Genomic DNA, 17450 nt, shown 5'->3' on the forward strand with positions numbered 1-17450 from the left:
ATGAACACAACTGTATCAGACAACGCTCCTGTTGTCTGCACTATCGACGACCCTGCCGCCCACGGTGAGCAGGTAAAAGCCACCGCGCGCGAGCTAATTGCCGCAGGTTTCCGCGTCATGCTGATTGAGGCACCGCAGTCACTGGACACGCCGCAGCAGCACCGCCTCGCCAAGGTCGGCGCGGAGAAGAAGCCGGGTGAGCCAATCACCTGGCGCAGCAACACTGGCACGGACGACCTGGAGCTGATTCGCCGAGGAGTAGAGCTACGGGGCGGCTACGTTAACCTGGCCGCGGTTCCTACGCGACTGTCGGCAATCGGTGACATCGACGGCGGGGTAGAGCGCGAGACACTGCTGGAGGCACTGGGGCTGGACGAGTCGGCACTCTACGAGACGACTCCGGGCAGCCAGCAGTACGTCAATGAAAAAGGCAAACTGTGCGAGGCGCACGACCGAGGCGCACATATCCTGATTCGTTTTGACGAGTCGGACGAGGAGCTGCTGGAAGCCAAGGACGCATTAGGCACCAGCTGGAGCTGGGACTCGGGTACCGGAGTCAAAGTACTGTTCCGGTCACAGGAGGGTGGCTACGCGCTGACCTATCCAACCGTCCGAGCTAACGGACAATTCGACGACGGGCAGTATATCCGCACGGGGCGGGTAATCGGCTGTCCGCCAGCACTACGCGCCTACATCATGGAGGTAGGTGGCGCGGCGCTGGAGCGTAAGCGGGCAGCCGAGCAGAAGAAGTCCGAAGCCCAGAACACGTCCGTCCTCGTAGAGGAGATGGACGCGGACACCACGCCGCGAGGGTTCGGTCGAGTGGGCTGGGGCTACGGCGACAACAACGCGGCGTTCGTTGCGGCATGGGAGATGGAACATACGGTCGCGGACGTGCTGGCGGACGAGCGCATTCCCGAGGACTGGCGCTTTACCGACGCTGGCACCGACAGCAACGGCACGCAGCAGTGGACAGCACCAGGAGTCCACGCCAGCGACCGGTCAGCAGTCACCGGGTTCAGCGACACGACGGGCAACGAGCTGCTGAACATCTTTTCACCGAACGTTCCCGACGATGTGGTCGACGCGTTCTACAAGGCGACAGAGGGGAAGAAGCCCTACGACGCGGGGCAGTCCTACGGAGCGTGGCAGCTGGCCTGTGCGCTTATCTACCGCGGCGACTGGCAGGCCGCGCTGGTAGGCGAGGGCATGGAGATTCCGCGATTCCCCAAGGAGAAATACTACGGGGCAATCCTGCACGCGGATAAGACGCTTGCAGAAAACTCACATTGGCTGCAGACGCTGCGACGTATCTACCTGCAAGCGGCAGGTTTCGAGTGGGCGGCAGACTATCCTGCACCGACTCGGTACATCGACGCTGTAACTGTGGACGGTGCGACAACGGTCTACGTCGAGACGACTGTGGCAGGCAGCACGGAGCATGAGGAGCTGACCGTTGCTACGGGGGAGGAGGTAGCCGAAACTCCTGCAGACACTACGGAGGAGGTAGCGACCCTGTACGCGATACAGCTAGACCAACCGTCTGGGTTCCTAACGATGGACATGGGAACAGGCGCGCTAACCGCCGCCCCCGCAGCAACAGAGCTGCCTCCCGCAGAGTCGCCCGAAACGGTTACCGCCGCAACATCTACCCAGCCCCCGGCAGCAGTGGGGCAGCCACAGGCACAGACACAAGTACAGACACAGCCGCAACCGCAGGCGCAGGTGGTAGAGGAGCAGCCGCAGGAGGCTACACACGAGCGCCTGCTGCGTGAGGTGGAGGAGGCCCTGGACGAGTGGGTGCCCGAGATTGAGGCCTCCCTGGGGCGTGCGCTGACACCCGAGCAGCGCGACGCACTAGGCCACGCGTTCTACCCGTCGTTCCGCCGGGAGCGCCGAGACCAAACCGAGCTTTTCACCGTGGTGGGTGCGCCAGGCGCGGATAGGGGGCGGCGGTACCCTCACGGTAGCCCTGTAGACCCTGCGGTGGTGACCGCGCTGTTCAACTACAGCGAGATAACGCGAGGTCTCTACTGGACGCATGTAGACACGCAGAGTCCGGGCACCCCGCTAGGCATGCTCGTCAACGTCCTCCTGGCCACCGCACGTCGCATTGATACCCACACGTCCGCTTCACCGTTCGGTATCGTACGGCAACCTCTAAGCATGTTCACTGTCTGTGTGGGACGGTCAGGTATGGGTAAGTCGTCGTCGAACGCGTTGCCTCCGGGGATAGCGTTCGCAGCTCCAGGACATGCCGGGCCTATCGCAGGTAGTACCGACAACCTGCCGAACTACGACGGTGACGTGAAAGTTATCACCCCTAAGGGCCTAGGTATGCACATGTGTGATGAGGTCGAGGGGGAAGAGGGCGGCAAGAAGACCGTGCTCCGCCACAAGGCGCACCCAGTAGCACGCATTAAGAGCGACGAGCTGTCCGGCTTCCTCACGCAGCTTGCTAAGCAACCTGCTGGTGGGCTGGCTATGCTCGCCGAAGCATTCTCGGGTGAGAACTTTGTACCCGCGTCAGCGCAAAACGGCCTGATGGTCGCGCCAGATAACTACACAGTCACGCTGGAGGCGAACGTGCAGCCGAAAATGGCAAGCCAGCTGCTGGAGTCCTCGAAACTCGGCCTGCTGCAGCGTTTCGTGTTCTACCCTGCTGCGTGGCCGTGGGCAAGCGTGTTTGACGAGCGCGACATTGCGCGCCCCCAAAAGCCTTTGCAGGAGCAGGAGCGGATTACCCTACCTGTCGTCGGGAAGAGCTTCACCTGGTGCCCGGAGATGATTGCGGAGTACCACAGCCAGCGAGAAATGCAGGGCGCTGAAATCGTCCCGGATTGGGTCGAAGACCGCGCACACGAGTTCGTCCTGTGCTTCCGTGTCGCGTGTCTCTGTGCCGCGCTCCATGGGCGTGCGGAGGTCACCAGCGGCGACTGGGAATGGTCGCGTCTCCTGGTACGGGTGGTCAGCTCCCGCACCCTCGACGGGTTACGTGCCGACGCAAGGGAGCAGAAGAAGCAAGACCACCGCGAGGTGGGCGTAGGACGCGCCTACGAGAAGCTAGGAGCCGAGGAGGAGCTGGCCGCGCAACGCCTGAGCACTATGCGGGAAGTCCTTGACCGCCTCGTCGAAGAGCTTGACCGAAAAGAGGGTAAAGCGGTTACCGAGAGCCAGGTCACCCGCCGGTTCTCCCGGGGTAGGCACCCGGCGGTTAAGGAGGCGCTAGCCACGCTAGTAGAGATGGGGAAGCTACATATGGAGGTCACAATGGGGCCGCGGCCTGGAAAGGCGTACACACTGCTGGATACCCAGCTATAACCCCGCTCAAACCCCTACACCGTGTGTAGGGGTTTTCCTCTATCTTGAGCACGTTCAACAGGTAAGTTGCTGGCCGTACGTAGGGGTACCCCGTTGGCTACTACCGACGAAAGTTAAAAGCGACGCAAAAACGACGGTAAAAGCGACGGTGAAAACCTACTCTGACCTGCAAAAGCAGCAAAAGCGACAAAAACGACATTTTAGTCGGTGACCGTGGGTACCTGCAGGTGGCCTCGCGCGTATAGGGGTGACGCTAATTTAGTTATATTTTTATACATACTTCTACCCGTAAGGGTTCCTGTGAGTAGATTTACACCCTCTCGGAGCAAAACCGTCGTTTTTGTCGCTTTTGCTGCTTTTGCAGGTCAGGGCATGAAAACAACCGTCGCTTTTACCGTCGTTTTTGCGTCGCTTTTAACCTTGCGTCGCCTTTAATCGCTTCGGTGGTCGCCACCCTCGCCGCCTCGCACGTTGCCGCCCGCGTCCTCCTGCCTCCGCGTCGGGCCAGGGTGCCCTTTCCCGCGCCTGTAGCGCGTCCCATGCCGCCTGTAGCCTGCTGCCGTGCATATCTGCCTGGCGTGAGTCGCAGCGCGTCAGCGCAGGCTAGGGGCGCTTTTAGGGGTACATACTGAATTGAGTACAGAGTCTACTATCACAGTGTCCGTCCCGTGTCTAGCGATTGTGGCAAATTCGTCACCCAAAAGGGTGGACAAGAGTGTCCGGAGGGGTTTATATTTAAGTCAGAGAGTCCGACAAGCGGACACCTACGACAGGAGTAGAACCCTTGAGAACCGACGAACTCATAACCCAAACAGCGGCAGCTGCCGCCCTCGGTATTTCCCAGCGCACCATGCAGCGGTGGGCAGCAGAGGGGCGCGGGCCACGAGTCCACTACGTGCTGGGCCGCCCCGGCTACAAGCAGGCGGATATTGACGCTTACCTGCGAGGAGGCAGCCATGCCTAACGTCACTTTCTCCGTTTTCGAGGAGCTAGGCGCGGGTAGCAGCCTCATGGTGACCGCCCGCGACGACTACATGACGCTCGGTACCGCCGAGCTGGATACTCGGCGCGAGGGCAGCCTGGCGCGTGCGGCCTGGTCGCTGCGTGCCCTCAACATGAGCGAGCAGCAGGTCGGCGACCACATTTACGCCGCCGTGCGTCGTGCAGGCCGCAACCTCGACGAGTACGAGGCAGCCGAGGGTCTGCTGGCCCGACTGGGCCTCATGCTCGACCTGAACATGACAGAGCAGGCCGTCACTGTCATCAGCGGCAGCGAGGTCACCTGGTGCGGCTGGCGCATTCGTGGCGACCGTGTGGCACTGCTGATTGACGACACCCTGCGCGGGGAGGCGTGGACACTGCGCCAGGCTATCGACGCTGGCCTCATGGTGCGCTACACCCTGGCAGCCGGTGACGAGCACCTGGCGCGCGTTGCCCGCGCCCAGGTGCTCCTGGACGAGACCGCCCCGCTGGCGCAGGTGGTAGAGGCTAGCTGCACTGGCTCCTCGCCGCGTGCCGAGGTGCAGGCCTACCTGCAAGGGTGGGCTGACAATTACATCGACGAACTGCTGGAAGAAAGCCGCTACACGTACCCGGACGCGGTGTACCGCGACGGCACCTTGACCCTCGGCTCATGGTCAATCGAGGAGGAGCGCACCGAACTAGCGGACGTAATCGACGGCGTGGAGACCGGCGAGCTGGACTCGCTGGCCGCGGCACTGACCGCGCTGTACGACGGTGGCCTCACTCCCGTGTGCGGCGACCTGCCGCAGGAGCCAGCGCTGCGCCGCGCGGTAATCGCAACCGCCGACGAGCGGACAGCTACAGGCGACATGGAGCCGGTCACCGCGGCTATCACCGAGCTGCTGGCAGCGCAGGAGTAGCCCCCATGTTGGATTATTTTGCTGACCGTCCCGGGTATCAGGCCGACTGCCCCGTCACTCCTGCCTGGGACGGCTCCCGCGTTATCAACGGCATTGAGATTGTGACGGGTACGGGAGCCGCCGACGGTATGAAAAGGTTGCTGGCGCGCAACGCCCCTCTGGCGGCTGACTGCGAGACGACGGGAACTGAGCCGTGGCAGCGGCGGCAGGTGAAAGTCGTCGTGTTTGGGCACGCCGACGATTACAACGCGCCACTGGCGGTGGCACTTGACCCACGCGACCCGGAGCAGCTGCAGCTAATCCGGCAGGGGCTAGCGGAAGCGCCGCAGCTGCTTTTTCACAACGCGTCGTTCGACGCGCCAGCACTCTACGAGTCGGGTATCTGCACCGACCTGGAATGGATTGACCGGCTGTTCGACACAGTGGTGGCCGCCCGTCTCGTCCGCAGGTGGAATGAGACACAGACCAAAACGTTGGCGGCGGGCTTGGAGCAGTCCTTGCACACGTACCTGCAACTCGGCGACCCGAGCGCCCAGACTTTCGCCCGGGTCAAAAAGACGCACGGTTTCTCCTCCGACGCTGATTGGTTCGCTTCTGCCGACATTGACATTGCCGCCTACCTGGTAGGTGCCGCCGCCGACGTGGTACACCTGCCGCGACTGGCACACGTCGTCGGTCAGTACGTCGAGCGCATGCTGACTAGCGCTGACAGCGTATACACCAACCCCGCCGTGTGCTCGCCGGAGCAGGCAGCGCACCTCATGGAGCGCGAGCAGGTAGTCAACCGCGTTCTGCTACGCGCCAACTTGCGCGGTTTCGAGATTGACGTGGACTACGCCGAGCAGTACCTGGAGGCCGCCCGTATCCGACTAGCGGAGCTGGCGGAGTACCTGCTGTCACTGGGGTGGGTGCGAGACGCACGACCTGATAATGAGCCGTGGAAGCGGTACTCACTCGTGGGCGAAGCAATCACAAACACTTTGGTCACCGACGGGTGGATTGACCCTGCAACCTGGCCGAAAACCGGTAAGGGTAAAGGAAAAGGTAAAGGAAAAGGTAAGGGTAAGGGCAAGCTGTCACTTGAGAAGAAGCACCTCAAGAAGTGCTGCGACCCTAAGACGGGAGAGCTGGAGCCACGAGTAGCCGCCCTCATTGAGTTCAAGGAGCTTGCCAAGACCGCGAGTGACTACGTAGTTAAGTCGCTCGCGTCCATGCATACCGACGGACGTATCCGTCCTAGTACCTCGGTGCTGGGAGCAGTGACAGGTCGAATGTCGTATAGCGGTATCCCGCTGCAGCAGTTCGACAACGCCGCCCGAGGCATTATCGAAGCCAACAACTGGGTTTCACTTGACTGGACAGCAGTGGAGCCAGTGATTGCAGCCGCACTCGCAGGGCAGTGGGATTACGTAGAGAAAATTGAAAACGGGGCTGACCCCTACATTCCGATTGGTCGGGAGGCTGGAGTAATCCCCGCGGATATTCCTGATACCCCGCCGCCCGGCCTCACTGAAAAAGAGGCCGAAGAGTTTCCGTGCGCCAAGAACCACAAGGGCAGGAAACAAGCGAAAACCATTCTGCTGGGTCTCATGTACGGGCAGCAACTACCGTCGCTGGCGAAGTCACTGAACCTGGACATTGCCGAGGCAGAAGCGCTGCAGCGCAAGGTGTTCGAGGTCGTTCCCCGCATGGCGGAGTACCTACACGGGCGAAAAACCTATGCCGAGCAGCACGGGTTTGTGTGGTCGGCCAGTGGCCGCCTCATGCCCATCGAGCGAGGGTACAACGGGGAATGGAAAGGGTACCTCGGCCAGAACTATACGTGCCAAGGGTCGGCCTACGACATGCTGGCGGAGACCATATACGAAGCCGAGCGGCGGGGGCTGGGCGACGCTATCCACCTCGCCATGCACGACGAGCTGCTGGTGGACGCGGCAGCAGTCGCCGAGTTCCAAGACATTATGGAGGCCGCCATGCACAGTCTGGTGCGCGTCGCGCCCGAGGCAGTAAACCACAAGTTCGTTACAGATAATCACGCGCTCCCGGAGCGCTGGAGGTCAGTGTAATCATGCTGGGAGCAGAGTCACTTTTCATGCCGCTTATGACGGTGCGAGACAACACGGTAGAGGCCGTAGAGTTCGTCGCACACTCCATGGCGGTAAGCGGGGTAGCGACCGTCCTGCTAGACCCCGAGGGGCGAGCGGTGGTCGATGGGCGCACGAAACCCATGCAGAAGAAACGACCGTCGCCGGTGCTGGAGCCGGGCAACGGTCGCGCGGCACAGACTGCACGCGAAGCGGTTATCCGGTGGTCGGAGACTAACGACGGGGCAGTACCCCAGATAGCCGCCGTCGTCCGCGACACTGACCCCTTTATCTTTCTCACGGGGGCAGGGCTAGAGCAGTGGTGGCAGGTCACGGGTGGCGGCACATGTCCACCGAGGACATTCGGCAGGTACCTGGTGGTGGAGGGGATAACTGCAGGGCTATCGCGGGGCAATCAGCTACTACAAGTCGCGGGAGTGGGTTCCATCGTCCCGTTACCGCCTAGCGGTGACGTGTACATGGCCGCGGGCACGCTTAACGCACCGCCAGCCCTAGAGGCAGCACTCATGCGGCTGCCGCAGCTATAGGTGCCAGGCAGAGAGGAAAACCCATGCATATCACAGAGAACGACGACGGCACGGTGACCGCTACATGCAGCGCGCGCAGCGGTGTAGTCACGTCGGTAACGTTCGCTCCTGACACTGCCGCACGGGTCACTGCCGCAGCCGAGTGCCTACCGGGCGACCCGGAGCAGGCCGAGGACGACCTGTACCTGGCGCTGTCGCGGGTGTGCCGGACACCTGCTACCTACGTCGCGGCGCAGCAGCGGGTCGCTGATTTGCTCGACGAAATGAACGACGAAGTACACCCCGCCGAGGTCGAGCTATCCTCGCTGGGTGACTTCACCTGGCGACAGTGGTGGTTCCACGGAGCGGGCACCCGCCGCCTCTACCGGCTACTGACCAGTGACGTGCTGACCCTCGGCCAGCTGGTCGAGGAGGCGCACCGCACCGGCGTGGAGCTGACTTACTCGGACGTGTTGGACGACGTAGATGTGTACAGGGTCGCGCGCCTCGGTGACTATTATGCGGGGCCGCCTCACTGGGCAGACCGCGCTGTGACCCGCTACGTGGAGAACGCCCTGGTGGTCGGCTGCGGTAATCTCGCAGCAGACGCTCCACTCTTCGCGCGGAAGACGGCGTAGCTGTCACAACTGGTCTGGTGGCCACGGCTTTCCATCGGGGAAATACCGGTCATATTTCCAGCCCAGGCGAAAGGGGAGGACGTATTTCTGGGGACTGTTGTTTGCTTCCCACATCGACTTTGGTTTTGTTGCTCGCTCGGCTTCTTCCCGGTCGGTGTACACCCCGTAACAGATAGGGTCCCAGAAGTTGCTATCGGTGATTTCGAGAGTGGGTGTGCCGGTGAACACTCCGTAAAGGAGTTGGTCGCGGCTTTCGACCTCGACCTCGAAGTCTTCCCAGGTGCCCCTCATGTCGCCAGGTTGTGCGCGCCACCAGTTGTCAATCGCGAGGGCGGTTTGTTCAGATTCGACGAACCCGCCGAGCGGTTCAGTGTTATCCGGGTAGCGGGGATAAACGACGCAGACGACAATTTTCATAGTCATGGTTCTACACCCGGCATGGGAGGTTGGCCACAGAGGAGTAGCTTCGGGCGTAGTAAGTTTTTCCGTGGTAGACAATTGTTCCCAGGGTGACACCGATAAAACGGGTATCTACCTTGCCGTTGCATGTGAAGGCCACGTTCTTTTGAGTGAGGGTATTTGTATTGTAAGCAGAAGCATGTACCCCGCTTAGGGCAAGCCTCCAAGCGGTGTAGTACTTGTACCGTAGGTCCGAGCTGTGCTTAATGCTGCTGACAGGCACACGGCAGTTGGTGTGTGCCTTGAAGCCTATGGTCCCCCAGTTACCCGACTTGCGAAAATGAATGTTGTCGAGTTTCAGCGTGCATGGCCCGTACTCCTTGACGGCTCGAACAGCGGTGGTGTCCTCGCCGGGTGGGGTGTCAGATAGGACGTAGGGTATCGAGATTGACCCAAGGTTTTCTTCTACTTGAGCCTGGGCGGGTGCTGCAGTCCCTAGGCTGGCGACGCTGATTGCCACCGCTGTGAGTAGGGATATTGTGCGTGTGCGCATGGTTGGAGCCTTCCGTGAGCATGCTTGCCAATCCGATGGTGACAGTCTGCCCCTTTGCAATTTATTAGCTGGGCAACCGTCACTTATAGCTTGGTTCACTTCCTGCCTCGATGGAAGCTCTGCGACTTTCGGCTACCCCAAGCCGAGCTAATTTGTGTCTACTCCTCTAGACGCGAGCAGCTTGCTTCACGAGACTAGGCGCATGGCTACATACACAGCAAAAGTAAAGCGCTCCGGCGACTGGTGGGCCGTCACCGTTCCCCAGGTACCAGGACTCTTCACCCAGGGGCGCACCCTCGCTGAGGTAAAAGATATGGTGCGCCGGGCGCTAGAGCTGTACCCGGAGATAGAGCCAGACCCGGACACCGCCGAAGTGGTCGTTCAGCTGGACACTCCCGCAGGGGAGGAGGCAGCCGCAGCCGTCGCCCGTAACCGCGCCCTCGCCGAGGAAAAGGAAGCAGCCGCTGCTGCCACCGCTAGCGCGGCCCGGCACCTTGTAGCCCAGGGGCTGACATACCGCGACACGGCGGTACTGCTCGACATATCCCACCAGCGGGTCGCGCAGCTCGTCTCCGACTAGCTCGTCACCTATCTCACCACCCCGCCCGACGCGACTCTGCACTGTCTCATGCAGCAGTGCCCTCGCGCCGGGCGTTTCCTATGTCTGACCTAGGAAAATGAGCCGCGCCGCCGAAAATGTATCCGCTTCTGCACCCTAGCCGCTGTCGCACATACGTGTTAGGATATAGTCAAGTGTCCAGAGTTGATTTAAGGAGCGTACACAGTGGATACATCGTTTTTCGAGCGTCAGCAGGAAGCAATGGCGCGGGTAGCAGAGTCGCAGGAGACCTACGACCGTGCAGAAGAGGCGTACCAAGCAGCCGTCGCAGAGCGAACCGATACGTACGACGCGGTGAAAGCGGAGCGTGAGAGCCGCATGGCAGCACTTGAGGAGGAGCAGGCCCGTGCCCGCGCCGCACTTAACGAGGAGATGGACTCCGACTACGCGGAGACCTTGGCCGAGGCAGACCGCACCGTGAACGCGGCGGTGGAATCGGTCAACGCCGCACAGGACGCGTGGCGCGAGACAATCACCGCCGAGGTGGAGTCCAAGACAGTCACCCGCCCGCAGATTGAGATGGCCGGGCTGACGCTGCCGCAGCGTCGCCACACGCACCGAAAGGCTGTTGCGTAGCAGCCTGCAACTAGCCCCCAGGTGATTTCACCTGGGGGCTTTTTCGTGCGTCAAAACACCCACGCTGCGGGGCACTGTGGCAGGCTACACGGAGCAGGGAGCAGGCCGCCTGCGGCAGGCCGCAGGTGGCGGGCATACCGTGCCCTGCACCGGGTTCTAGACCACCGTCTAGACCAAGAAAAGTAGACCCTGTATGCGGGGAATAAGCATAGACGCGGAGCGTTAAAGCCCTAGACATTTAGGGTTAAAGTCCTAGACATTCAGCGACAGAAAATCCGCCCCGAGCCAGGTTTTCCCAGGTTCGAGGCGGGTTTTCGGGGTCTAGGCCCGGGGAATTAGAGGGTCTAGTGGTCTAGAGCCGGGTACAACCGCCAGTCGGGCGGACATTACAGCGTCCGAGGTGCCCATCAAGCGGGCCACATCGGCCACGGCTAGACCGGCCATGCGGCACGCGCCCAGCCCCTTGGTGATAGCCAGCCGGTCTAGCTCGGTCAGCTTCTCGCAGGCCAGCCAGGAGGTCACGTCGCCCGCGTCAAAATGAGACCTGTTTTGGCTGCTCTGTAGCCCCGCGATACGCGCCTGCTGGGTGAAGTTTAGCTGTGCCAGCGACTGCCGCATGAGGCGCGTTGCTGCCTCCGTAGGGGCAGGCGGAGCAGTCACTGGCACAGTTTTCAGTCCCGGGGCGCGAGTAGTTACGAACTTAGACAATCGGTTTTGCGACACGCCTGCGAGGGTCGCCACTGCGCGCTTCGGCACTCCTAAATCGAGCAGCGCACCTAATGCGTCACGGTGCCACTGCAACGTGCCGAGCTGTCCCGCGTCCTCTAGGTCGCGGAGCAGGGCGGGGGCTGCCGCCCACATCTCCGAGTCGTCGGCGGTACTCGCTGCGGCCTGTAGCCGGTGCTCTAGCTCCGCGCGTGCGCGCCCTGCTGCATTGTAAAGTTTCTTGGTATCTTTCATGTCTTGCTCCTAGTGGTAAGTAGTGTGTTCGTCGCCCGTGACGCGTGCCTCGTGGCCACGATAGGAGGCCGAAAGAACGTCGTATTCTGCTGCCCAGGGCAACGGTTTCCCGGCTAGCTGCGACTCGGTGACACGCACCCAGGGAAGCTGTGCAAGCTCGTCACACGTATAGTCCTGCCACCTCGGCGGCAGCTCCTCACCCTTTTTCCGTCCCGCAGGTTCCACCGCCGCGTCGAACATCGGAGCAAGTCGCGGAGTCACGCGGGGAATGGATTTGTAGACCCGCTCGACGGTATGCCACACCTTGCGCACGTCCGGGTTTTTCTCCCCGTCCAAGCGGCCAGGCACATAGCCATAGGGTGCCGCCACGCGCTGCGCGGTGACTTCTCCGCTCGGCAGGGAACTCATAGCGATACCCTGCCCCGGAGTGCCGTGAGGTATCGCCGCCGAGAGTTCTTTGGCTGCCTCTGCCGCGTCGCCCGCGACAATGCTGAGGGTGTGTGCCTCGGGCACACCGAGCGAAAGGCGAGCCTTTATGTTGCCCCTCATGTCGCCCGGGAAAGTGTCCACGTACAACGTCTGCGCCACGAAAAGCATGTGAATGCGAACGGCGCGGGCTTTCTGCAAAACAGTGGTGAGCTTCGCCTGCACACCTGCCCAACCTGCATTTTGCGGGTGACTTTTCACGTTGATGGACTTGGCGAACGCGCCATACTCGTCGAACAAAACCACCAGCGGGCGAGGCTCGTACACCTCCCCGGAAATGGCTGCCGCTGTCTGCTGCGAGTAGCGCTGCTCCATCTCGGCATGCACCCACTGGATAAGCCGCACGTGCTCCGCGTCGGTCGATGTGTACATGGCGACGTTAGGTAGGTGCTGGACAAGTGGCACGTAGTCCGAGCTACCTTTGCCGTCCGCTATCATGACATCTGCACCAGCCAGCACACAGCTGGTGAGCAGCCAGCTCGCCCAGAATGACTTACCCGAGCCGGTGCCGCCACCGACGAGTGCGTGAGGTGTTGTCGCCATGGCAGCCGACAACACCTCACCGTCGGCAGTGCGGCCCTGCACCCAGGACAGGCGCGGGTACGCGGCAATCGACGAGGCGTAGAACTCTTCCAGCGACTTAGTGCCAGTCACATGTAGCTGTTCGTCCGCGCCTGGCACCCACGGGGTCATGCGGGCAGCCCTCGGCGGGGTCACGATAGCCACGCGGTCAGCGGCGAGGCGGCGCAGTTCAACGTCGCACTTCACGACACCGCGCAGCTTTTCGACGGTGCGGTTCCACACATCAAAGCCGACAGTCGGCGGAGTTTTCACAACGAGGTACCCGCGACCGTCACCTGTCACGCCCCAGCCCTGCGGAGTCGGGCAGAGGTAGTTGGTCACGCCGTCCGCGCGTTTAGTTACGTAGGCTAAACCCAACTTGTGCATAGTCTGATTCCAGTGTGCCAGGGTCGTGGACTGCACCAGTTCCCACAGCTGCCGCGCGTCACGCTTTACCAGTTGGTAGCCGCGCGTGGCTTGCATATCGTGGCCCGCAACTTGTGCCGTGAGGCCGGTGCCAGTCACATCATAGAACCCGGCAGAGCGCAGAGCTTCCACCGCGTCGCCCGCGTCCAGTTCCAGAGTCAGCCCCACGCTGTCAGGCTCGAAACGCACCACGTGGTCGTGCCACGGTTGCGGAGAGAACACCGCTCCGTACACGCGCAGCAGGTCGCGCACCGAGTCGGCGGGGAGCTTGCCCACGCCCGGCTCATGGAAGCTGCCGCCCTTTACATGCTGCGCGAGTTCCGCGTACTTGCTGCGGTATGCTGCGAGGTCTGCGACAGCCTCCTCAATAAGCGCCGAGTCACAAAAACCCTCGTCGATACTGTCCGTCTCTGCCGCCTGCTCCGTGTCGCCGGTAACCTGCGGCATGAGGTCGTCACCGAGTCCGGCGAAGAAATCTTTAGCCATTTTTAACTCCTTAAACGTTCGTCCATGACTCTGTTGCGACCTCTGCGTCCGGGCGGTCAGCAGTGGTCATGGTGAAAACGAAATTTCCGTTCGCCTGGTCAATGTGGAAGTCGAAAAGGTCTTTGACATTGAGGCGGCGACGAATACGCTCCTCGTTTTTCTCCAGGTCACCCAGCTGGTACTGACTAGGCGCGTAGATACGTGCTTCAACGTCGCCTGTCTCTGCTATCGGTGTCAGCGCGACCGTGTAGCAGCCAGTCCGGAACGGCTTGCCGTTTTCGTCGTAAGTGGTTTTCGCCATGCCGCCCGCTTCCAGCGCCTCGTCCATATCGGCGAAGCGACCTCGCCCGGTTTTCTGGTCGAACACCACGGTGACGGCACTGCGGGGTGGTACTTGCAGCTCGTACCTGCGACCTTTGAACCATGCCACGAGCCACACGGCAATGGCCGCCACCGCCGTGTAACCTGCGGCGGCGTTGTGCAGCAGCACGGAGACGATATACAGCCCCGCGAGGATTGCCAGCCAGCGGAGCCACCGCCTGCGCCAGGTCGGCTGCCACAGCCACCGCGGGGTGTTGACACGCGGCAGACTCCACTGCGGGCGGGGCAGCCCCAGCCGGTCGAGCAGCCCGGCGCGGCTGTCCGTCTCCTGTGGCTGGGCAAAATCAATATCTGGGTCGGCGACCGGCTGCATAAGTGCGGTCTCGGTATCGTCTATCGGGTAGAAAGCGCGAGTTTCGTCAGTCATTGGAACCTCCACAAATCATGCCGTAGGCAATGAGATAGGTAGCGTACGGCTGTTTGACGCGCCCCTCGTCCAGCGCCTCGTTGTAAATCGAGTAGCGCTTTGAGTCGCTAACCTCACCACATACCCACGACTCTTGTGGCAGCTCCTCGCGCCAACCGGAGTCGCAGCCGTCGGGTACCAGATATGTGTCAGCGTCGGGGTCAGAGTTCACCTGGAACGCTGGCGGGGTGCCAGTGCCCAACCACTGGAAGCAGGCCTTGAGAATGTCCGGGCGATACGGGCGCACCTGCCCCAGGTCGTCTACCAGCTGCTGGCCGCGCTCATACGGCGACGAGGTGGTAGACGGCGACGGCTGGGGGTAGCGGAGCTAGTCACAGCTGGGCTAGCGGTCACCGCCTCGCGGCTGCCACTGGTGCCGTGGGGCAGCCACAGCCACACGGTGAGCAGCGCGAGCACGGTACAGGCGGCGTATGCCAGGCGCGATACATCACGCGGGTGCGGGCGAACCCCGCCGTACTTGGCCGTGACCGGCTCCGGGCCGGGCAGCGTCGAGGAGAACTCTTCAAACTCACGTTGCGCCCCGTCGCTGTGGAACGGCGGTACATCAAGAATGACCGACTTCACGGCGCTACCTCCAATCTAACTGTCACTGTGACAAATTGACGTGTGCTCACAGCAAGCCTCCCAACAGGCGGATTAGCTGCCAGGGGTCAACTCCCGCAGCCGCTCCGCCGCCACCGGCCAGCAGGAACCCGAGGGCAACATAGCTGAGTTTCTTTTTCATGCCCCTGCTCATTTCCCAGCCCCCAGCCCCAGCGCCTCGCGCAGCGGGCGGGCAGGCCACCGCAGCACGCGACCAACTTGCACGGCGACAATTTTCTTATCGCCCACGACGACGCGCCTGGCGCGTGTCAGTGTGCGCGGGTCAACGTGCAAGAGGTCGGCGACCTGCTCCGTGGACAGGGTGGAGGGGGTGGGTTTCGACATTTCCGTTTGCCTTTCACTACATTATCGGGTATCTGACTACATCTTACTACCGCCCGGGACGGTAAAGTCAAGTGTTTAGACTTAACTTTCTTGTTAAGAAACCAGGTGAGGTTTAGAATGGAGGCGTGGCAGGACATTTCCGCAGGTCACCGGCAAAACATGCAGGTAACAGTGGCGAGGTTCTGACACAGTGAAAATCAGCTAGAGACTTGGAGGTTTTGACTATGACCACGGGATTACCCCCGGTCACCTATGGCGACGACACGTTGCGCTATCTCCGCACAGCGCCGCCCGAGGCAGTGCAGCAGTGGGTACGCGAGCAGGCGGCAGTAATCCGCGACCTGGACTTGCCTAGTAATCAGCGCGGTTGGGTTATGGACGAGGGGCCAGTGCCGCTAGAGCTGGCACCTTACTGGGCCGTGCGTCGCGCGCTGCGAGGGCGTGGCCGCGACGAAGAAGTGACGCGGGCGCTCGACAGTCTGCGTCACCCCGCCGAGGAGGTGCCCGACGGTTACGGCACTGCGTTCGTGGCACGCTGCTCTATCTGCGGCAAGCCGCTGACCAGTCCGCGCAGCCTGGCGCGCGGTATAGGCGACGAGTGCTGGGGAAAGGTCGGTGTCAAGTGAGACCGCGACTGATTACCGAGGAGCGCACCGACCTGGTGCGGTGGCTCGACGAACGGGGAAAAACGACTGCGGAAATCGCGGACATTCTGCGCGTTAGCCCATCTACCGTGCAGCGAATGAAAAGGAGTCTTTAAAAAATGGAGAATTTCAACAAGCCACTTGCGGCAGTAATCGCACTGGTCGCAGTAACATGCCTCGCTATCGCGGGGCTGCTGACCGTCGTCGTGTACCAGGCGCAGGATACGGCGCTGCCGCCAGGCGCGGCGCGGGAGGTAGATACGAGCGGCGAGGACTACGTGACCGTTCCCGCGCAGGGTGTCGCACCCGACGACGCGGGGAGCCTGTAGCTGTAGCCACTGCCGAGTAGGGGCTGGGAAATTTCCCGGCCCCTTTTCTATGCGTGGAGTAGGGGAGACGGTCGCTGCAACCCCACTACAACCTCACTGCAACCTCGGGGTTGTAGTGGGAGTGATTGGCAGTGACCTAGAATGGGTATAAGCGCAGGTAAGTAAGGTTCTGTCACCCCGCACCTGGGGATATCGGGGAGTTCAAGTCTCCCCAGGCGCACACATAAATACCCCGTGACTATGCAGGTCACGGGGTATCTTCGTTCTCCACCCCGTCAGATTTTCCGCCCTCATTAGGCCGCGTGCCCAAAATCTGGCCCATTTCCCGCCCGAAGCTATTCCAAGGTCGCTAATCTCCCGTGCACGGTGTAGAACCATGACTATGAAAATTGTTGTCTGCGTCGTTTATCCCCGCTACCCAGATAACACTGAACCTCTCGGCGGGTTCGTCGAGTCTGAAGAAACCGCCCTCGCGATTGACAACTGGTGGCGCGCACAACCCGGCGACATGATTGGCACCTGGGAAGACTTCGAAGTCGAGGTTGAAAGCCGCGACCAGCTCCTCTACGGAGTGTTTAGTGGTACCCCCACTCTTGAAATCACCGATAGCAATTTCTGGGACCCCATCTGTCACGGGGTGTACACCGACCGCAAGGTGGCTGAACACGCGGCAAAACCCAAGACAATGTGGGAGGCCAACAACTGCCCGCCAAAGTTCGTGCTCCCCTTCCGTCTGGGCTGGAAATTTGACCGGTATTTCCCCGATGGAAAACCCTGGCCGCCAGACCAGTTGTAGACCTGCGACAGTCCTGCCTCTTTTAGCGGGAACGCAAGACGGGGCAGTCGCACAGCGCGCGTGAGTGCCATTCTGGGAAACCTTTGTTCGCTCATTCCACTGCGTAGGGCAATCGAATCTGTCGATACAATGACGCTGATCGAATCGTATCTTGAATCGTAAGGTGGAAGCAGGGAGGCAACATGAGCATCTCGATGCATCTGGATGAGTACATGGCGCGTCGTGGCATAGTTCCCGACGACACTGTGGTCAACGATGATCCCTGCGCAATCTTCGACGGCAAGGTCGAGCGCGATGGTAAGTCGCAGCAGGATCTTGAAGAGTCAGAGCGGCGCTTAGAAGAAGCGGAGTCCACAATTCTGGATATGCTAGGCGATTAATCGAGGAAAGATTGAGCGTTCTCGGCGCCCATTGACACGCATTCCGG

20 protein-coding genes are annotated in these 17450 nt (G+C 61.4%); 13 read left to right on the forward strand and 7 right to left on the reverse strand.

The window, feature by feature from the left end; translation table 11 throughout:
* The 6 genes from HMPREF3053_RS09905 (at position 1) to HMPREF3053_RS09925 (ending at position 8453) form a co-directional block, all read left to right on the forward strand.
* On the forward strand, positions 1–3321 hold the full coding sequence (locus tag HMPREF3053_RS09905) for a hypothetical protein (protein WP_070767637.1): 3321 nt from the start codon (positions 1–3) through the stop codon (positions 3319–3321).
* A gap of 784 nt (positions 3322–4105) precedes the next feature.
* Positions 4106–4285, forward strand: coding sequence for a helix-turn-helix transcriptional regulator (locus HMPREF3053_RS11035; protein WP_141758954.1), 180 nt, complete (start codon positions 4106–4108; stop codon positions 4283–4285).
* Positions 4278–5204 (forward strand): hypothetical protein, encoded by a 927-nt coding sequence (locus tag HMPREF3053_RS11100; RefSeq protein ID WP_070767638.1) that lies wholly within the window; start codon positions 4278–4280, stop codon positions 5202–5204. Before HMPREF3053_RS11035 ends, HMPREF3053_RS11100 begins: the two co-directional genes overlap by 8 nt.
* Positions 5205–5209: 5 nt before the next feature.
* On the forward strand, positions 5210–7270 hold the full coding sequence (locus tag HMPREF3053_RS09915; protein ID WP_070767639.1) for a DNA polymerase: 2061 nt from the start codon (positions 5210–5212) through the stop codon (positions 7268–7270).
* Positions 7271–7431: 161 nt separating this feature from the next.
* Positions 7432–7836: a hypothetical protein gene (locus tag HMPREF3053_RS09920; RefSeq protein ID WP_141758955.1), complete on the forward strand. Its 405-nt coding sequence runs from the start codon at positions 7432–7434 to the stop codon at positions 7834–7836.
* 23 nt (positions 7837–7859) lie between these two features.
* Positions 7860–8453, forward strand: coding sequence for a hypothetical protein (locus HMPREF3053_RS09925; protein WP_070767641.1), 594 nt, complete (start codon positions 7860–7862; stop codon positions 8451–8453).
* A 3-nt stretch (positions 8454–8456) separates the two neighbouring features.
* Here HMPREF3053_RS09925 and HMPREF3053_RS09930 read toward each other — a convergent pair whose 3' ends face one another.
* Positions 8457–8870, reverse strand: coding sequence for a hypothetical protein (locus HMPREF3053_RS09930; protein ID WP_246819397.1), 414 nt, complete (start codon positions 8868–8870; stop codon positions 8457–8459).
* Positions 8871–9607: 737 nt separating this feature from the next.
* Here HMPREF3053_RS09930 and HMPREF3053_RS09940 point away from each other — a divergent pair.
* Both HMPREF3053_RS09940 and HMPREF3053_RS09945 read left to right on the forward strand, forming a co-directional pair.
* Positions 9608–9985 (forward strand): type II toxin-antitoxin system HicB family antitoxin, encoded by a 378-nt coding sequence (locus HMPREF3053_RS09940; protein WP_070767644.1) that lies wholly within the window; start codon positions 9608–9610, stop codon positions 9983–9985.
* A gap of 204 nt (positions 9986–10189) precedes the next feature.
* Positions 10190–10600 carry a hypothetical protein gene (locus HMPREF3053_RS09945; RefSeq protein ID WP_070767645.1) on the forward strand — a complete coding sequence of 137 codons (411 nt, stop codon included), beginning with the start codon at positions 10190–10192 and terminating at the stop codon, positions 10598–10600.
* Positions 10601–10921: 321 nt separating this feature from the next.
* On the opposite strand, the gene HMPREF3053_RS09950 is transcribed toward HMPREF3053_RS09945, so the two are convergent.
* From HMPREF3053_RS09950 to HMPREF3053_RS09975, 6 genes are all read right to left on the reverse strand, one after another.
* Positions 10922–11560, reverse strand: coding sequence for a hypothetical protein (locus HMPREF3053_RS09950; RefSeq protein ID WP_070767646.1), 639 nt, complete (start codon positions 11558–11560; stop codon positions 10922–10924).
* A 9-nt stretch (positions 11561–11569) separates the two neighbouring features.
* Positions 11570–13519 carry an FtsK/SpoIIIE domain-containing protein gene (locus HMPREF3053_RS09955; protein ID WP_070767647.1) on the reverse strand — a complete coding sequence of 650 codons (1950 nt, stop codon included), beginning with the start codon at positions 13517–13519 and terminating at the stop codon, positions 11570–11572.
* 10 nt (positions 13520–13529) lie between these two features.
* Complete coding sequence (locus tag HMPREF3053_RS09960) at positions 13530–14267, reverse strand: hypothetical protein (RefSeq protein ID WP_070767648.1); 738 nt, start codon at positions 14265–14267, stop codon at positions 13530–13532.
* On the reverse strand, positions 14260–14553 hold the full coding sequence (locus HMPREF3053_RS09965) for a hypothetical protein (RefSeq protein WP_070767649.1): 294 nt from the start codon (positions 14551–14553) through the stop codon (positions 14260–14262). Before HMPREF3053_RS09965 ends, HMPREF3053_RS09960 begins: the two co-directional genes overlap by 8 nt.
* A 14-nt stretch (positions 14554–14567) precedes the next feature.
* Positions 14568–14891, reverse strand: a complete 324-nt coding sequence (locus HMPREF3053_RS09970) for a hypothetical protein (protein ID WP_070767650.1) — start codon at positions 14889–14891, stop codon at positions 14568–14570.
* 168 nt (positions 14892–15059) lie between these two features.
* A complete protein-coding gene (locus tag HMPREF3053_RS09975) occupies positions 15060–15254 on the reverse strand; it encodes a MerR family transcriptional regulator (RefSeq protein ID WP_070767651.1) in 195 nt (64 codons plus the stop codon).
* Between the two features lie 224 nt (positions 15255–15478).
* Here HMPREF3053_RS09975 and HMPREF3053_RS11105 point away from each other — a divergent pair, with 224 nt between their 5' ends.
* The 5 genes from HMPREF3053_RS11105 to HMPREF3053_RS09995 all read left to right on the forward strand — a co-directional run bounded on the left by HMPREF3053_RS11105 (position 15479) and on the right by HMPREF3053_RS09995 (position 17403).
* Positions 15479–15880 (forward strand): DUF6011 domain-containing protein, encoded by a 402-nt coding sequence (locus HMPREF3053_RS11105; RefSeq protein ID WP_070767652.1) that lies wholly within the window; start codon positions 15479–15481, stop codon positions 15878–15880.
* Positions 15877–16014 (forward strand): helix-turn-helix domain-containing protein, encoded by a 138-nt coding sequence (locus HMPREF3053_RS11310; RefSeq protein ID WP_168166702.1) that lies wholly within the window; start codon positions 15877–15879, stop codon positions 16012–16014. The genes HMPREF3053_RS11105 and HMPREF3053_RS11310 overlap by 4 nt, the downstream gene beginning before the upstream one ends.
* A 3-nt stretch (positions 16015–16017) precedes the next feature.
* Positions 16018–16227: a hypothetical protein gene (locus HMPREF3053_RS09985; protein ID WP_070767653.1), complete on the forward strand. Its 210-nt coding sequence runs from the start codon at positions 16018–16020 to the stop codon at positions 16225–16227.
* A 382-nt stretch (positions 16228–16609) separates the two neighbouring features.
* Positions 16610–17023, forward strand: a complete 414-nt coding sequence (locus HMPREF3053_RS09990; protein WP_224783804.1) for a hypothetical protein — start codon at positions 16610–16612, stop codon at positions 17021–17023.
* Between the two features lie 182 nt (positions 17024–17205).
* Positions 17206–17403 carry a hypothetical protein gene (locus HMPREF3053_RS09995; RefSeq protein ID WP_016422270.1) on the forward strand — a complete coding sequence of 66 codons (198 nt, stop codon included), beginning with the start codon at positions 17206–17208 and terminating at the stop codon, positions 17401–17403.
* The last annotated feature ends 47 nt before the right edge of the window (positions 17404–17450 follow it).

It is taken from the genome of Corynebacterium sp. HMSC064E07, from assembly GCF_001815745.1.
Taxonomy (GTDB): domain Bacteria; phylum Actinomycetota; class Actinomycetes; order Mycobacteriales; family Mycobacteriaceae; genus Corynebacterium; species Corynebacterium jeikeium_D.

What these genes read in the sequence shown, in the direction of transcription:
- HMPREF3053_RS09955 (WP_070767647.1), bottom strand. Translation starts at nt 13,519, where the DNA reads ATGGCTAAAGATTTCTTCGCCGGACTCGGTGACGACCTCATGCCGCAG.
- HMPREF3053_RS09920 (WP_141758955.1), top strand. Translation starts at nt 7,432, where the DNA reads ATGCAGAAGAAACGACCGTCGCCGGTGCTGGAGCCGGGCAACGGTCGC.
- HMPREF3053_RS09925 (WP_070767641.1), top strand. Translation starts at nt 7,860, where the DNA reads ATGCATATCACAGAGAACGACGACGGCACGGTGACCGCTACATGCAGC.
- HMPREF3053_RS09915 (WP_070767639.1), top strand. Translation starts at nt 5,210, where the DNA reads ATGTTGGATTATTTTGCTGACCGTCCCGGGTATCAGGCCGACTGCCCC.
- HMPREF3053_RS11105 (WP_070767652.1), top strand. Translation starts at nt 15,479, where the DNA reads ATGACCACGGGATTACCCCCGGTCACCTATGGCGACGACACGTTGCGC.
- HMPREF3053_RS09905 (WP_070767637.1), top strand. Translation starts at nt 1, where the DNA reads ATGAACACAACTGTATCAGACAACGCTCCTGTTGTCTGCACTATCGAC.
- HMPREF3053_RS09930 (WP_246819397.1), bottom strand. Translation starts at nt 8,870, where the DNA reads ATGAAAATTGTCGTCTGCGTCGTTTATCCCCGCTACCCGGATAACACT.
- HMPREF3053_RS09950 (WP_070767646.1), bottom strand. Translation starts at nt 11,560, where the DNA reads ATGAAAGATACCAAGAAACTTTACAATGCAGCAGGGCGCGCACGCGCG.
- HMPREF3053_RS09985 (WP_070767653.1), top strand. Translation starts at nt 16,018, where the DNA reads ATGGAGAATTTCAACAAGCCACTTGCGGCAGTAATCGCACTGGTCGCA.
- HMPREF3053_RS11100 (WP_070767638.1), top strand. Translation starts at nt 4,278, where the DNA reads ATGCCTAACGTCACTTTCTCCGTTTTCGAGGAGCTAGGCGCGGGTAGC.
- HMPREF3053_RS09990 (WP_224783804.1), top strand. Translation starts at nt 16,610, where the DNA reads ATGAAAATTGTTGTCTGCGTCGTTTATCCCCGCTACCCAGATAACACT.
- HMPREF3053_RS09960 (WP_070767648.1), bottom strand. Translation starts at nt 14,267, where the DNA reads ATGACTGACGAAACTCGCGCTTTCTACCCGATAGACGATACCGAGACC.
- HMPREF3053_RS09975 (WP_070767651.1), bottom strand. Translation starts at nt 15,254, where the DNA reads ATGTCGAAACCCACCCCCTCCACCCTGTCCACGGAGCAGGTCGCCGAC.
- HMPREF3053_RS09940 (WP_070767644.1), top strand. Translation starts at nt 9,608, where the DNA reads ATGGCTACATACACAGCAAAAGTAAAGCGCTCCGGCGACTGGTGGGCC.
- HMPREF3053_RS09995 (WP_016422270.1), top strand. Translation starts at nt 17,206, where the DNA reads ATGAGCATCTCGATGCATCTGGATGAGTACATGGCGCGTCGTGGCATA.